The following is a 13,827-nucleotide window of genomic DNA, read 5'->3' on the forward strand; positions in this document are numbered from 1 at the left end:
CGGCCGGCGGTCTCAGTTCGCGGACGACGGCTTGAGCACGTCCTCGACGAGCGTGTTCACCATGCCTCGCGGCACCGCCGCACCGGTGAGCGCGGCGTACACCAGCGGCCCGACCAACGCGTCGAGCGCCGCGTCCGGACCCAGCTTCGGTGCGATCTCGCCCGCCTCGATCGCACGGGTGAGGAGCGCGCGCTCCAGCTCGCGCCGCGGATCCAGGTAACGCTCCCGGAAGCTCTCGGCCGTGACCGGGTCGTGCTGCGCCTGGGCCAGCAGCGCCAGCAGGACCCGGCCCGCCGGGTTGCCGGTCAGGAACCGCGCGAACGCCCGGAGGTAGCCGCGGATGGCTTCGGCCGTCGGTTTCCCGGACGGCACCGGGAAGCACCTGGCGCTGTCCTCGATGAGGGTGTCGAGGAGGATTTCCCCCTTCGACGGCCACCAGCGGTAGATCGTCTGCTTGGCGACGCCGGCGCGGCGCGCGATCGCCTCGACGGTCAGCGCGGCGTAGCCGTGTTCCACGAGCAGGTCGTCCGCCGCGTGGAGCACGGCCAGGCGCGCGGTTTCGTCGCGCTTGTTGCCGGAGCGCGGGCGGGGGCTGTCGGGCATGCGCGTCACCCTACCCGGCCACCGCTGACCGGACGCCGCGTCTTGTCTAGACGCAACGTCGCGTCTAGCCTCGCGAGCACACCACCCCGAAGGAGTACCCGTGTCACCCAAGCAAGCGCTCGTCGTCGGCGCCTCCCGCGGCCTCGGGCTCGTCCTCGCCCGTGAGCTGACGAGCCGCGGCTGGCACGTCATCGCGACGACCCGCGGCGACCGCCCCGACGACCGGCTCGAGATCGAATCCCTGGAGATGACGAGCGCCGACCAGCTCGCCGCCTTACGCGAGCGCCTGGCCGGGCGCCGGCTCGACCTGCTCTTCGTCAACGCCGCGATCGACCGCGGGAACACGCCCATCGGCGACGTCCCCACGGACGTCTTCACCGAGGTGATGGTCACCAACGCGCTGAGTCCACTGCGGACGGTCGAAGCACTGGGCGAGCTGGTCGACGCCGGGGGAACCATCGCCGTCATGTCGTCCGAGCAGGGCAGCGTCTCGCTCAACACCGAGTACGGCTACGAGCTGTACAAGGCCAGCAAAGCCGCGCTCAACCAGCTGATGCGCAGCTACGCGACCCGGACCGCCGGGGACGGGCGGACCAAGCTGCTCATCGACCCGGGCCACAACCGGACGCGCCTCGGCGGGCCCGACGCGCCGCTGGCCCCCGAGGAGACCGTGCCGGCGGTCGTCGACGTGCTCGAAGCCGAGGCGGGCAAGCCCGGCCTGCGGTTCCTGGACCGCCACGGCGAGCCCGTGCCGTGGTAGCCCTCAGCGGGCGACGGCGTACGCCTGCTGCCCCCGGGGACTCGCGGCGGCCAGGACGAACCCGTCGGCGAAGCCCGTCGCGCAGACCTTGCCCAGGGACTTCTCCGCCGCCCGCACGACGTCGTGGCCCCGCTCGCGCAGCTCGGCGACCACTTCGGCCGGGCACCCGGCCTCGACTACCAGGCGGTTCGGCCGGGCGCAGCGCGGCGCGAACGACGACGGGACCTGGTCGGTGTGGAACGCCCGCTGCTCGATCGCCGCCTGCGGGCGCAGGCCGCCGTCGACGTGGCTGACGAAGAAGTTCAGCGTCCACTGGTCCTGCTGGTCGCCGCCCGGGGTGCCGAACGCCAGGTGCGGGCGGCCTTCGCGCGTCACCAGCGTCGGGCTCAACGTCGTGCGCGGGCGCTTGCCCGGTGCGACCGTGTTCGGGTGCCCTTCCTGCAGCAGGGCCATCTGGCCGCGGGTGCCGAGCGGGAAGCCGAGGCCCGGGATGAGCGGCGAGCTCTTCAGCCAGCCGCCGCTCGGCGTCGCGACGACCATGTTGCCGTCGCGGTCCGCCGCGCTGATGCAGCACGTGTCGCCCTTGGCCGCGGTCAGCTTCACCACCGCCGGGATCCCGTCGGCGAGCTGGCGGCGCCAGTCCGGGTCGGCCGGGGCGGGCAGCGGCGGCTCCGGGAACCAGCCGCCCGGACCCGGGCGCAGGGAACCGCAGGCCCGCTCCCCCACCAGTTCACGGCGGGCCGCGGCGTACTCCGGGTCGAGCAGCCGGCCGAGCGGGACGTCGGTGTGCGCCGGGTCGCCGTAGAAGGCTTCCCGGTCGGCGAAGGCGAGCTTCGCGCATTCGACGACCGTGTGCAGGTGCTCGGCGCCGCCGTGGTCCATCGCCGCCAGGTCGAAGCCTTCGAGCAGGCCCAGCTGCTGCAGGAACACCGGGCCCTGCGACCACGGGCCCGCCTTGTGCACGGTGTGGCCGCGGTAGTCCGCGGTCAGCGCCGGCTCGATCGTCGGCCGCCAGGACGCCAGGTCGTGGCCGGTGAGCAGGCCGCCGTTGCGGCGGCCCGTGCAGTCGAGGGGTTCGGCCGTGGCCAGGTACTTGTCGATCGCCTCGGCGACGAACCCCTGGTAGAACACCGCGACGGCGGCGTCGATCCGGTTCTCGCGCCCGCCCGGGGCGGCTTCGGCCTCGGCGAGGATCCGCCGGTAGGTCGCGGCCAGTGGCCGGTTGCGCAGCCGGGACCCCGGCTTGGGCGGCCGGCCGTCCGGCAGGTAGACCTCGCCGGAGGCGGTCCACTCCTCGCGGAACAGCGGTGCGAGAACCTCGATCATGTCGGCGGCCTTGGGCAGCAGCGGAAAGCCGTCTTCGGCGTACGCGATCGCCGGGGCCAGCACGGTACCGAGGTCGAGCCGGCCGCGGTCGCGCAGCAGCCGCAGCCACGCGCCGAACGCGCCGGGCACGACGGCCGGCAGCAGGCCCGAGCCGGGGATCGCGTCGACGCCGCGGTCGTGGAACGCCTGGGGTGTCGCGGCTTCCGGCATCGGGCCCTGGCCGCAGATGACCTCCACGTTCCCGGTCTCGCCGTCGTGGACGAGGATCGGGACGTCCCCGCCCGGGCCGTTGAGGTGCGGTTCGACGACCTGGACGACCAGCGCGGTCGCGACGGCCGCGTCGAAGGCGTTGCCACCGAGGTCGAACATCGCGGCACCGGCGGCCGAAGCCAGCCAGTGCGTGGAGGACACGGCTCCGCGGGTGCCGAGCAGTTCGGGTCGGTCGAGCACGTCAGCTTCCCTTCTCCGGGTCGGCCAGCTCTCCGGTGCCGGCCGGCAGCACGGCCCCGGAGACCGACGCGGACACCGGCCGGGCGCCGTCGACCCGGACCGAGCAGTACATGGTGGACGGACGGCCCTGCTCGCGGCCCTGGTGCAGCGTGAAGTCGTGCACGCCGTCGCCGGCGAGCCACCCCGCCTCGACGAGCCAGACGCCGAGGCCGAGCGCGGCCGAGGCGCACGCCGGGTCCTCCGGCATGCCGTAGCCGGGCGCGAACAGGCGGCCGTGCGCGGTGCGCGTCACCGCGTCCCAGCCGAACACCAGAACGTCGGCGAGTTCGGCGGCGGCCATGGCCGCGAAGTCCGGTTCCGCGGCCGCGACGGCGTCCGCGCGCACGGGCAGGAAGTGGAACGCGGGGCCGAAGCCGCACGCGGCGGGGCGGGCGCCGTCGGCTGCGGGGGCGGGCAAGCCGACGGCGCCGAGCAGGGTCCCCGGGTCGAGCGGCTCGCTCTCCAGGGGGTCGTTCGCGGTGATCTTGCCCGCTTCGGCGGTCACGTCCAGGGGCAGCCGCTTCGGCCCGCACTCCTGCACGACCCGCCCGGCGGGCACCAGGCCGAGCCTCGCGAGCGTCACCGCCGTGCCGACGCTGGAGTGCCCGCCGAACGGCGATTCCGCCTCGGGGGTGAAGACCCGCACGCGGTAGTGGGCGCCCGTGCCGGTGGGCGGCAGGACGAACGCCGTCTCGGTGTGGTTGATCTCGCGGGCCAGCGCCTGCATGCCCGCGGTGTCGAGGTCGCCGGCCCGCGGGACGACGCCGAGCGCGCTGCCGGCGTAGACGTGGTCGGCGAACATGTTGACGATCTCGTACGCGGGCATGCTGCTCCTTTCAGGCCAGGTCCAGTTCGTCGAGCACGCGCTCGTCCCCCTGATACGGCTCGGTCTCGCGCGGCCAGTGCACGACCAGGTCGGTGAAGCCGAGGTCGCCGAAGGTGCCCGAGGCGTCCCGGAAGGACTGCGCGGAGTCCAGCACGCCCCCGACGGTCGCGCCGGTCACCAGCAGCTTCCCGGCCGGCGCCGGATCCCGCCCGGCCGCGGCGCAGGCGTCCTCGAACGCCCGGAGCTGGTCCTTCAGCTCCGGCACGACCTGGTCCCAGCGGCGGGCGTCGAACCGGCCCGGCGCGCCCGCGGTGAGCCACGTTTCGCCGTACCGCGCGGCCAGGCCCATCGCCTTCGGGCCGGTCGCCGCGACCGCCAGCGGCACCCGCGGCCGCTGCAGGCAGCCCGGTTCCATCCGCGCGTCCGCACACCGGTAGTACTGGCCTTCGTACGACGTGAGCGGTTGCCGCAGCAGGAGTTCCGTCAGCTCGAGGAACTCCGCGAACCGCGCGGAGCGGCTACCACCGGGCGCGGCACCGAAGACGCTCTCGTCGTAGCCCCCGGCCCCGGAGCCGACGCCGCAGATCAGCCGGCCATCGGAGATGTCGTCGAGCGTCATCAGCTCCTTGGCGAACGGCACCGGGTGGCGGAACGTCGGCGTCGCGACGAGGGAACCGAGCCGCATCTTCGACGTCACGCCCGCCGCGGCGGTCAGCGTCGGCAGGCAGCCGAACCAGGTTTCGTCGCGCAGCCAGCGCCACATCAGGTGGTCGTAGGTCCAGGCGTGGTCGAACCCGAGCTCTTCGGCGCGGCGCCAGCGGTCCCGCGCGGCGGACCAGCGCTGCTCGGGCAGCAGGACGATGCCGTGGCGCACGGCTCAGTCCGCCGGCGATCCGGCGGCGCACGCGGCGACGTCGGCGAGCAGGCCGACGAACCCGGCCTCGCAGGCGCGGACCTCGGGACTGGTCAGCTCCTTCGGCGGGTCCTCGGCATCGGACACGGAATCGACGCCGTTCTGGGACACGTCCAGCGCCACGGCGTTGAGCCGGCGCAGCAGCTGGGCCACGACGTCGGCCAGCGATGTGGGCGCCCGCAGCGTCATGAAGTAGTTGTCGTAGACGACGCTCAGCACGTCCGGGTGGGTCGGCTCGGCCGCGCCGGACGCGTCCTGCAGCAGCGAGCGGCCGCTGGGCACCAGTTTCGCCGCGATCCCGCCGTGGACCCGTTGGTAGAAGCCGACTTCTTCGCGCAGCGCCGCGACCCCGGGCGAGTCGTCGTCCGGCAGGCCCTTGCCGCGGTAGAGGTCGCGGACCGGCGCGAAGTCCGGCGCCCAGGTACCGCTGAACCCCCGGTGCTGCAGGAACATGCTCGGCCGGATGACCTCGTGGTAGACGTCGATCGGCGTCGAGCTGGTGTAGAGCAGCATCGCGCTGAAGCCGCGGGTGAACAGGGCCGCCGAGGCCAGTGCCGCTTCACGGTCGCGCTCGCCGCGCTCGGCCAGCGCCAGTTCGCGGGCGACCAGCTGCCACAGCACGAACGTGACCTGGTGGCCGGTGATCCAGCGGAACCAGTAGAGCCGGTCGGACGATTCGACGGGCTCGAGGGTGCCGGGCACGCCGCCGCGGGACATGTGCTCCAAGTGCGTGCACAGGCCCGCGAACCGGGAGCAGGGGCCGTCGCCGCCGGGTTCGGTACCCGCGTCCGGGATGGTCAGCGGTTCGAGACCGTAGGGGAAGTCGCCGAAGTCCCACCCCTCGCGCACGGGGACCTCGGTGAGCACGGGGACGGTCATCAGGCGGCCTCCGGAATCCAGGTGAATTCGTATTCCAGGCCGTTCACGTCGAACGCGTAGAAACTCTGCACACCGTCGGCGTCGGTGACGATCTCCGTCGCCGGCTCGTCGCGGGTGAAATGGTACCGGCCGGATTCGTACAATTTGATCCAGTGGCGCTGCCACGCGCGCATTTCCGCGGGCGAGCCGACCTCCATGCAGACGTGCTGGAACTGCGCGTCGCCGGGATCGGGCGCCCCGGCTCCCTCGCCGGCGCGCTCGAAGAGGTGGAACCGGGTGCCGCCGGCGCGCAGTTCGACGAGCTTGACGATGCCGGGCAGCCGGCTCGTGGTCAGTTCGGAGAACTCCTCCAGAGACCAGTTTTCCTTGCACCCGAAGAAGTCCTGGTACCAGGAGACACAGTTGTCCAGGTCGGCGGTCTGGATCCCGAGGTGGTGGAAGGTCGCCGCGCGCAGCGGGGCGAGGCGGGGCGACTCGAGGGTCGCCACGGCGTGGTCGGTCATGGTCGCCATCCTTTCTTCCGGCGCCGGGCGAACATTCCCAGACGGCGCCTCGAGAGTGGCTTCGATCGATCGGCGGGAGGGCTGTGATATCAACCTCCCGATCTCCTTCGAGCCTACATTGATTGCCGCCGGGAAATCAAGTTGGCGGCAAAAGAATCTCGATTCTCCCTTAAGCCGGACGCGATCCTCAAGTACGATCGGAAGACATGAGCGAAGACCAGTGGACGAAAATCGACACCTACACCTCGACCCTGATGGTGGAGCACGACGCCGCCCTGGACCTCGCGGCCAAGGCGAGTGCCGAGGCCGGGCTGCCGGAGATCGCGGTGGCGCCCAACCAGGGCAAGTTCCTCCACCTGCTCGCCCGCACTCACGGCGCGCGCCGGATCCTCGAGATCGGCACGTTCGGTGGCTACAGCGCGATCTGGCTGGCCAGGGCGCTGCCCGAGGGCGGCACGCTGACCACGCTGGAGGCCGAACCGTCCTTCGCCGAGGTGGCCCGGCGGAACATCGACAACGCGGGGCTGTCCGACGTGGTCGACCTGCGCGTCGGCAAGGCGCTCGACACCCTGCCCGAGCTGGCCGGCGGTGAGCCGTTCGACTTCGTGTTCATCGACGCCGACAAGGCGAACATCCCGGAGTACTTCGGCTGGGCGCTGGAGCTGACCCGGCCGGGCAGCGTGATCGTCGTGGACAACGTGGTGCTCGACGGGCTCGTCGTCGAGGCCGGCAGCCCGAACCCCGCGGTTCGGGGTGTGCGGCGCTTCAACCGGCTGGTGGCCGACGAACCGCGCGTGACCGCGACGACCGTGCAGACCGTCGGCAGCCGCGGCCACGACGGGTTCTGCCTGATGCTCGTCGAGAGCTGAGATCGGTACGACCGGAGGGCCTTCCCGCACCGCGGGGAGGCCCTCCGTCCCTTCCGGACACATGTCAGAGCCGGTCGGGGTTGATCAGGTCCGGGGCGGTCCAGCCGTCGAGGTCGTACTCGGCCAGGCACTGCTCGGCGAACCCCTTGTAGCCGTCGACCTGGCCGGACGCCTGCTGCGCGGTGAGCATCTCGATGCGCACGTTCTCGTGGTTGCCCGAGAAGTTCCGCTCGTAGAGCTCGTTGCGGCCGGCGAACTCGGTGCCGACGGAGTCCCAGATCAGCTTCATCAGCTTGACCCGCTCGACGGCGTCGTAGCCGGACGAACCCCGGACGTACTTGTCCAGGTAGGGCCGCAGCTCCGGGTTCTGGAAGTCGCTCGCGTGCGAGTTCAGGTAGATCAGCGCGCTGCCGAGGTCCTGGTGGATGATCTCGCGCACGCGCGGGTAGCCGATCGTCATGAACCAGCGGTAGGCCATGCCGTAGTCGAGCTTCGGCAGCAGCGCGCCGTCCTTCCACGGATCCGGGTTCAGCGCCATCGCGTCGCTCAGGCCCCAGAACATGTTGCGCCAGGCGATGACCTCGCCGATCCGGGTCTGGATGCCGCGGAAGTCCTTGGTGCCGGTGACGTCGACGCCCTTGAGCAGCAGCCCGGCCAGGAAGTCCAGCTTGACCGCCAGCCGCGTCACGCCGTGGAACGTCGACCGGTTCAGGAACCCGGACGCGGACAGGAAGGTCGCCGCCTTGGCCTGGTCGCCGTAGACGAAGACGTTCTCCCACGGGATCTTCACCTTGTCGAGCACGAAGATCGTGTCGTTTTCGTCGAGGCGGCTCGACAGCGGGTAGTCGAACGGGCTGCCCATCGTGTCCGCCTGCAGCGCGTAGGACGGCCGGCAGATCAGCTTCAGCCCCGGCGAGTCCATCGGCAGCGTCGCCACCAGCGCGAATTCGCGCTTCTTCACCGGCAGCCCGTAGTGGGCGATGAAGTTGCCGTGGGTCAGGGCCGACCCGGTCGCGACGACCTTGGCGCCGCTGACGACCAGGCCGTCGTCGCGTTCCTCCTCGACGTGCACGAACACGTCCCCGACGTCGTCGGCCGCCTTGTGCCGGTCGACCGGCGGGTTGATGATCGCGTGGTTCCAGAACAGGACCTTCTCCTGCGCCTCGGCGTACCAGCGGCGCGCGTTGCCCTCGAACTCGCCGTAGTAGCCCGGGTCGACGCCCAGGGTGGCGAGGAAGCTCGCCTTGTAGTCCGGGCTGCGGCCGAGCCAGCCGTAGCTCATCCGGGCCCATTCGGCGATCGCGTCCCGGTCACCCAGGAGGTCCGGTGTGGACTTGGGGGCGCGGAAGAACTTGTGCGTGAACCCGCCGCTGCCGGTGTCGGTCGGTGTGGTCAGCACGTCCTGTTTCTCCGGGTCGTGCAGCGCGTCGTAGAGCCGGGCGGTCATCCTCGCGGTGTTGCGGAACGCCGGGTGCTTGGTGACGTCGTCGACGCGTTCGCCGTAGGCCCAGATTTCGCGGTCGTCGCGGATGCTTTCGAGGTACTCGTCCCCGGTCAGCGGCCGGGTGGTCGTCTCGCTCACCTGATTGGCTCCCATCGTTGGGGGGTCGGGCCGTCCAGCGACCACGACCAGTGCGGTGCTTCGGGTGCTTCGGCCAGGCGCGGGAATTCGCCGCCGAAGAACAGCAGCGGGCGTCCGCCCGCCAGGTCGAGGCCGGTGACCTCACCGACGTGCAGCACGTGGTCGCCGCCGTCGTAGGCGCGCCACGGGGTGCATTCGACGTGCCCGACCGTGCCCGCCAGGCGCGGTACCGGTGAGTCGAGGTCGGCCCAGGGCACGGCGTCCTCCGCCAGGGGCTTGCCCGCGAAGTGCAGGGCGACGTCGCGCTGGTCCTCGGCCAGGATGTTGACGACGAACGGGCCGTCGCCGAGGTGGTTGACCGAGCGGCTGCGCCGGTCCAGGGAAACGAGGACCAGCGGCGGGTCGAGTGACACGGACGTGAACGCGTTGACCGTCGCGCCGCGCACCAGTTCGCCGCGGCGGTAGGTGACGACGGTGACGCCGGTGGTGAAGTGGCCGAGGAAGGTCCTCAGCCGGGCGCGGTCGAACGCCGGGGCGGTCGTGGTCATGGGTTTCCTCCTTCGGTGGCGTGGTCGACGACATCACGCAGGATGGCCGGGCCGTCCTCGGTGAGGAACGATTCGGCGTGGAACTGGATGGTCGCCAGCCGCGGTCCCCGCAGGCCGATGACCTGGTCGTCGAGGCCGCGGACGACCTCGGCGGGCGCGCGGCCGGGCACTTCGACGCGGTCGTCGGGAGTGCGCGCGGCGAAGCTGTTGTAGAACCCCACGGCCCGGCGCTCGCCGTCGATCGTCACGTGCGCCTGGCGCCCCTGGTTGGGCCGCGCGAGCCGCTGGACGGGCAACCCCAGTTCGGCGCAGAGCACCTGGTGGCCCAGGCAGACCCCGGCCAGGGGACGTCCGGACCGCAGCAGCTCCGCGGCCAGCGCGCGCAGCCGCCCGACCTTCGCGCCCTCGACGTCGTTGGGGTCGCCGGGTCCGGGGCCGAGCAGCACCAGGTCGTGGTCCGGCAGCTCGGGCGCGTCCCACGGCACGGTCGTCACCGCGCAGTTCACCGACTTCAGCTGGTAGGCCAGCATCGCGGTGAACGCGTCTTCGGCGTCCACGATCGCGATCCGCACCCGCGCGCCGCGGCCGGGCCGGACGCCGTCGAGCCAGAACCGTGACTTCCCGCTGTTGCGCGCTTTCAGCGCCGAGCGCACCTCGTCCGACGACGTCGGCGGCGGCGGGGTCACGGCCTGGCGGGCCTCGCCGGACAGGGACTTCAGGACCGCCGACACCTTCGCCGTCGTCTCGGCGGCTTCGGACAGCGGCGCGGACTCGCGCACGATCGTCGACCCGGCCGCCAGCCGGACGTCGCCGCCGGGCGAGATGTCGGCGGTGCGGATGAGGATCGCCGAGTCCAGCGAGCGGCGGCCGTCGTCGTCGCTGCCGACGAGCCCGATGACGCCGCTGTAGTAGCCGCGTCCCTGCGGCTCGTAGCGGCGGATCACCCGGCAGGCGTTGACCAGCGGGCTGCCGGTGACGGTCGGCGCGAGCAGCGTGTGCCGCAGCACCTCGGTCAGCGGCTTGCCGGTCTCGCCCTCGAGCGAGTACTCGGTGTGCGCCAGCCGGGACATGCGCCGCAGCCGCGGCCCGGACACCCGGATGCCGCGGTCGCACAGCTCGGCCATCATCTTCAGTTCCTCGTCGACGACCATGCAGAGCTCGTCGGCTTCCTTCTCGTCGTGGAGGAACTCCAGGAGCCCGCCGGCGTCGGCGCCGCCTTCCGGATAGCGGTAGGTGCCGCTGATCGGGTTCATCGTGACCGTGCGGTCGAACAGCCGGACGTGCTGCTCCGGCGTGCTGCCCAGCAGGTAGCGCTCGCCGGTGAAGACCAGGAACGTCCAGTACGCGCCGGCTTCCGCGCCGAGCAGGCGCTTGAACACCGCCCGGGCCACGTCGTCGTCGAAGCCCGGGAACCGGCCGCGCAGGCTGCGGGAGAGCACGAAGTTCGCGCCCTCGCCGGCGCCGATCTCGGCGTCGAGGATGCGTTCGACCGTGCGGGCGTACTCGTCGTCGCCGAGGTCGAACGCCCGGTCCTCCAGCGGCGGCGCCCGGTCCGGCAGTGCGGCCAGGGTCTCGGCGAGGGTCAGCGTCACCTGGGACTCGATGTCCATGACCTGCAGGGGGACCCGGTCGTCCGGGCAGTCGTAGCCGCGCTCGGCGAGCTGGCGGTACGGGAGCAGGACCAGCTTGGTGTGCCGGCCGCGGCCTTCCCACGACCCGTCGTCGAGGGTCAGGTCGGCCAGCCGCTCGGCCGTGCGGACCGGGCCCGAGACGACCTCGACGTGGTCGCCGCGGCCGCTGCCGGGCCGGTGCAGGATCGCGTACGGCGACCCCGCGCGGATCGGCAGCGGGCTCACGCGACCACCGCGCCTTCCAGCTCCCCGACCAGCGCCGACGTCGTGGTGGCGACCGCGCAGTTGCGCGCGGCGTAGTCGACGGCCAGCCGGTGCTCGGCCGGGCCGAAGTCGGCGACCGCGTCCGCGACGAAGAACGTCTCGATGTCGTGGGTGAACGCCTCGACCGCGGTGATCAGGCAGCCGACGTGGGCGTAGATCCCGCAGACGACGAGCTGGTCGCGCCCGGCCGCGCGCAACCGGTCGAGCAGGTCGGTGCGGTGGAACGCGCTGTAGCGCCACTTCGTCAGCACGAGGTCCGCCGGGGTCGGGGTGAGCTCGTCGATCACCTGCCGGTCGGCCGGGGTGGCCTTCATGCCCGGGCCCCAGATGTCGTGCAGCAGCCCGCGGTCCTCGGGGGTCATCGAGCCGGGCTGGGCGGTGTAGTACACCGGGATGCCGAGCCGGTCCGCGGTCTCGCGGACCCGGACGATGTTGGCGACCAGCCTGCGCCGCAGCTCGCTGTCCTGGGCGTAGAAGCCGACGAAGTAGCGCTGCATGTCGTGGATCAGCAGGGCCGCCCGGCCCGGGTGGGGCCGCCAGTCCGCGGTGCTGGCCGGGACGGTCGTGGGCAGGTCGTACGGTTCGATCGTGATGCCGCTCATCAGGCCTCCTTCAGACCGCGCCGAGCGCCGCGCCGCCGTCGACGAGCAGGGTCGCCAGCGTCACGTGCCGGGCTTCGTCGGACAGCAGGAACGCCACGCTGCGGGCGACGTCCTCGGGCGAGCCGATCCGCCCGAGCGGGATGCCCAGCCGGAACTGCCCGGGGTCGCCGTCCAAAGTGGACTTCGAGCCGGTCTCGTCCGTCCACATGGACCGGAGCATCGGGGTGTCGGTCGAACCGGGTGCGACGACGTTGCAGCGGATGCCCAGCGGGGCGAGGTCCAGGCCGAGGCTGTGGGTCAGGCTCGTCGCGGCGGCTTTGGACGCGGCGTAGGCGGCCATGTGGCTGCGCGGCACGCCCGCGGCGTTCGAGGCTACGGTGACGATCGAGCCGGTCTTCCGCGTGGCCATCCGGCGGGACACCGCGCGGCAGACGTGGAACACGCCGGTCGCGTTGACCGCGAAGGTCGCGTTCCAGTCCTCGTCGGACAGCTCGGCCACGCGGCCCATTCGGAGCACGCCGGCGACGTTCGCCAGGCCGGAGATGGGGCCGAAGCCGTTCTCGACCCGCTCGACGGCGGCGTCGACCTCCGCGCTGGAGGTGACGTCCACGGTGTAGGTGTAGACGCTGCGACCGTCGTCCAGCAGGGGCTTCGCCACGTCGGTCAGGGCGGCCTCGTCGCGGTCGAACAACGCCAGGGTGTGCCCGCGCTCGGCGAGCAGGGTCGCGGTGGCGGCGCCGATGCCGCTCGCCGCGCCGGTCACCAGGGTCACGGTCATGACGCCAGCTCCATCCTCAGTTCGCTCGTGGTCTCCGGCTGCCAGTGCGCGGTCAGCGCGACGGCCTGGGTCAGGTTCAGCCGCGGGTCGCACAGCGTCGTGTAACCGGGCCCGCGGGCGGCCGTGATGCCGGCGCCGTGGCACTCGGAGATCTCGCTCGGCGAGGCCTCCACGTGCAGCCCGGCGCACGCGCCGCCTTCGACGGTGACGATCCGGACGAACTGGCGCAGCTCGTTCATGATGTCCTCGAGCCACCGGACCTTGAGCCCGTCGTCGGCGACGACGGTGTTGCCGTGCATGGGATCGCACAGCCACAGCACCGGGTGCCCGGCGTCGCGCACCGCCCGCACCAGCGGGGCGAGCTGCCCGATCCGGGCGGCACCGAAGCGCGGGATCAGCGTGAGCCGCCCGGGGGTGCGGAAGGGATCGATCCGCCCGCACAGTTCGAGGACTTCGTCGATCGACGCCTTCGCGCTCACCTTCGCCGACACCGGATTGACCACAGTGGACAGCAGGTGCACGTGCGCGCCGTCCGGGCGCCGGGTCCGCTCGCCGATCCACGGCCAGTGCGTCGACGCCAGGTAGCGGCGGCCGCCCGGCAGCTGCCGCACGAGCGGGACCTCGTAGTCCAGCAGCAGTGCTTCGTGGCTGGTCCAGATCCGCCCGGCCGGGTCGGCCTCCGCGCCGCGGCCGAGCCGCCCGATCGACGCGCGGACGTCGAGCGCGGCCCGGTGCGCGGCCAGGATCCGGGCCGGGTCCGGTGTGCGGGCCTCGGGCGTCGGCTCGGGGCTGTTGACGATCGGGCCGCGGTAGACCGGCAGCTCCCGGCCGTCGACCTCCTCGACGTTCGCCGAGCGCGGTTTGGCGTACTGGCCGGCGATCCGGCCGACCTCCAGGACCGGACGTCCGGAGCCGACGCGCATCACCTCGGCGAGCGTGTCGAGCATGCCGACCTTGCGGGCGACCGCCCGGACGCCGGTGTCGGCCGGGTCCTCGGCGCAGTCGCCGGCCTGCAGGACGCAGAACTCGCCTTCGGCCGCGCGGGCCAGCAGGGACCGCAGCTGCAGCACTTCGGCGGGGCCGACGACGTCTTCGCGCTCGGCCAGGGTGTCGCGGACCTCGGCGAGCGCGTGCGGGTCGGGCCACTCGGGTTGCTGGGCGGCGGGGTAGCCGGTCAGGGGCTCGGCGCCCGGATCGGGGGTGCGGTGCAGCACCGGCCGGACCCGTGCGGGCAGCGTCTTCCTCATCGCGCAT

14 protein-coding genes are annotated in these 13,827 nt (G+C 72.4%); 2 read left to right on the forward strand and 12 right to left on the reverse strand.

Annotation, left to right across the window (positions count from 1 at the left end; all coding sequences use genetic code 11):
• Nucleotides 1–12 precede the first annotated feature (12 nt).
• Complete coding sequence (locus ACWEVP_RS20220) at nt 13–603, reverse strand: TetR/AcrR family transcriptional regulator (protein WP_452064083.1); 591 nt, start codon at nt 601–603, stop codon at nt 13–15.
• Between the two features lie 100 nt (nt 604–703).
• Between ACWEVP_RS20220 and ACWEVP_RS20225 the strand changes: the two genes are divergently transcribed.
• Entirely contained in the window at nt 704–1,363 is a 660-nt protein-coding gene (locus ACWEVP_RS20225) for an SDR family NAD(P)-dependent oxidoreductase (protein ID WP_452064084.1), read from the forward strand.
• A gap of 3 nt (nt 1,364–1,366) precedes the next feature.
• Here the strand turns inward: ACWEVP_RS20225 and ACWEVP_RS20230 are convergent, their stop codons facing one another.
• Genes ACWEVP_RS20230 through ACWEVP_RS20250 form a run of 5 tightly spaced genes read right to left on the reverse strand, consistent with a single transcriptional unit; the run spans nt 1,367 to nt 6,299 of the window.
• Nucleotides 1,367–3,139 carry a gamma-glutamyltransferase family protein gene (locus ACWEVP_RS20230; RefSeq protein WP_452064085.1) on the reverse strand — a complete coding sequence of 591 codons (1,773 nt, stop codon included), beginning with the start codon at nt 3,137–3,139 and terminating at the stop codon, nt 1,367–1,369.
• A 1-nt stretch (nt 3,140) separates the two neighbouring features.
• On the reverse strand, nt 3,141–4,004 hold the full coding sequence (locus ACWEVP_RS20235; RefSeq protein ID WP_452064086.1) for a PhzF family phenazine biosynthesis protein: 864 nt from the start codon (nt 4,002–4,004) through the stop codon (nt 3,141–3,143).
• Nucleotides 4,005–4,014: 10 nt separating this feature from the next.
• Nucleotides 4,015–4,878, reverse strand: a complete 864-nt coding sequence (locus tag ACWEVP_RS20240) for an LLM class flavin-dependent oxidoreductase (protein WP_452064087.1) — start codon at nt 4,876–4,878, stop codon at nt 4,015–4,017.
• Between the two features lie 3 nt (nt 4,879–4,881).
• Complete coding sequence (locus ACWEVP_RS20245) at nt 4,882–5,796, reverse strand: hypothetical protein (RefSeq protein ID WP_452064088.1); 915 nt, start codon at nt 5,794–5,796, stop codon at nt 4,882–4,884.
• Nucleotides 5,796–6,299, reverse strand: coding sequence for a VOC family protein (locus ACWEVP_RS20250; RefSeq protein WP_452064089.1), 504 nt, complete (start codon nt 6,297–6,299; stop codon nt 5,796–5,798). The genes ACWEVP_RS20245 and ACWEVP_RS20250 overlap by 1 nt, the downstream gene beginning before the upstream one ends.
• A 206-nt stretch (nt 6,300–6,505) precedes the next feature.
• Here ACWEVP_RS20250 and ACWEVP_RS20255 point away from each other — a divergent pair, with 206 nt between their 5' ends.
• Complete coding sequence (locus ACWEVP_RS20255; RefSeq protein WP_452064090.1) at nt 6,506–7,168, forward strand: O-methyltransferase; 663 nt, start codon at nt 6,506–6,508, stop codon at nt 7,166–7,168.
• 64 nt (nt 7,169–7,232) lie between these two features.
• Here ACWEVP_RS20255 and ACWEVP_RS20260 read toward each other — a convergent pair whose 3' ends face one another.
• From ACWEVP_RS20260 to ACWEVP_RS20285, 6 genes are read right to left on the reverse strand one after another with little or no spacing between them, the layout of a single operon-like run.
• Nucleotides 7,233–8,750 (reverse strand): 4-hydroxyphenylacetate 3-hydroxylase family protein, encoded by a 1,518-nt coding sequence (locus ACWEVP_RS20260; RefSeq protein ID WP_452064091.1) that lies wholly within the window; start codon nt 8,748–8,750, stop codon nt 7,233–7,235.
• Nucleotides 8,747–9,298, reverse strand: coding sequence for a flavin reductase family protein (locus ACWEVP_RS20265; RefSeq protein WP_452064092.1), 552 nt, complete (start codon nt 9,296–9,298; stop codon nt 8,747–8,749). Before ACWEVP_RS20265 ends, ACWEVP_RS20260 begins: the two co-directional genes overlap by 4 nt.
• Nucleotides 9,295–11,154, reverse strand: a complete 1,860-nt coding sequence (locus tag ACWEVP_RS20270) for an anthranilate synthase family protein (protein WP_452064093.1) — start codon at nt 11,152–11,154, stop codon at nt 9,295–9,297. The genes ACWEVP_RS20265 and ACWEVP_RS20270 overlap by 4 nt, the downstream gene beginning before the upstream one ends.
• On the reverse strand, nt 11,151–11,795 hold the full coding sequence (locus ACWEVP_RS20275; RefSeq protein WP_452064094.1) for an isochorismatase family protein: 645 nt from the start codon (nt 11,793–11,795) through the stop codon (nt 11,151–11,153). Before ACWEVP_RS20275 ends, ACWEVP_RS20270 begins: the two co-directional genes overlap by 4 nt.
• A 10-nt stretch (nt 11,796–11,805) precedes the next feature.
• Nucleotides 11,806–12,573 carry a 2,3-dihydro-2,3-dihydroxybenzoate dehydrogenase gene (locus ACWEVP_RS20280; protein ID WP_452064095.1) on the reverse strand — a complete coding sequence of 256 codons (768 nt, stop codon included), beginning with the start codon at nt 12,571–12,573 and terminating at the stop codon, nt 11,806–11,808.
• On the reverse strand, nt 12,570–13,820 hold the full coding sequence (locus tag ACWEVP_RS20285; RefSeq protein WP_452064096.1) for a 3-deoxy-7-phosphoheptulonate synthase: 1,251 nt from the start codon (nt 13,818–13,820) through the stop codon (nt 12,570–12,572). Before ACWEVP_RS20285 ends, ACWEVP_RS20280 begins: the two co-directional genes overlap by 4 nt.
• Nucleotides 13,821–13,827 lie beyond the last annotated feature (7 nt).

The sequence above is a fragment of the Amycolatopsis sp. NPDC003865 genome, from assembly GCF_053605345.1.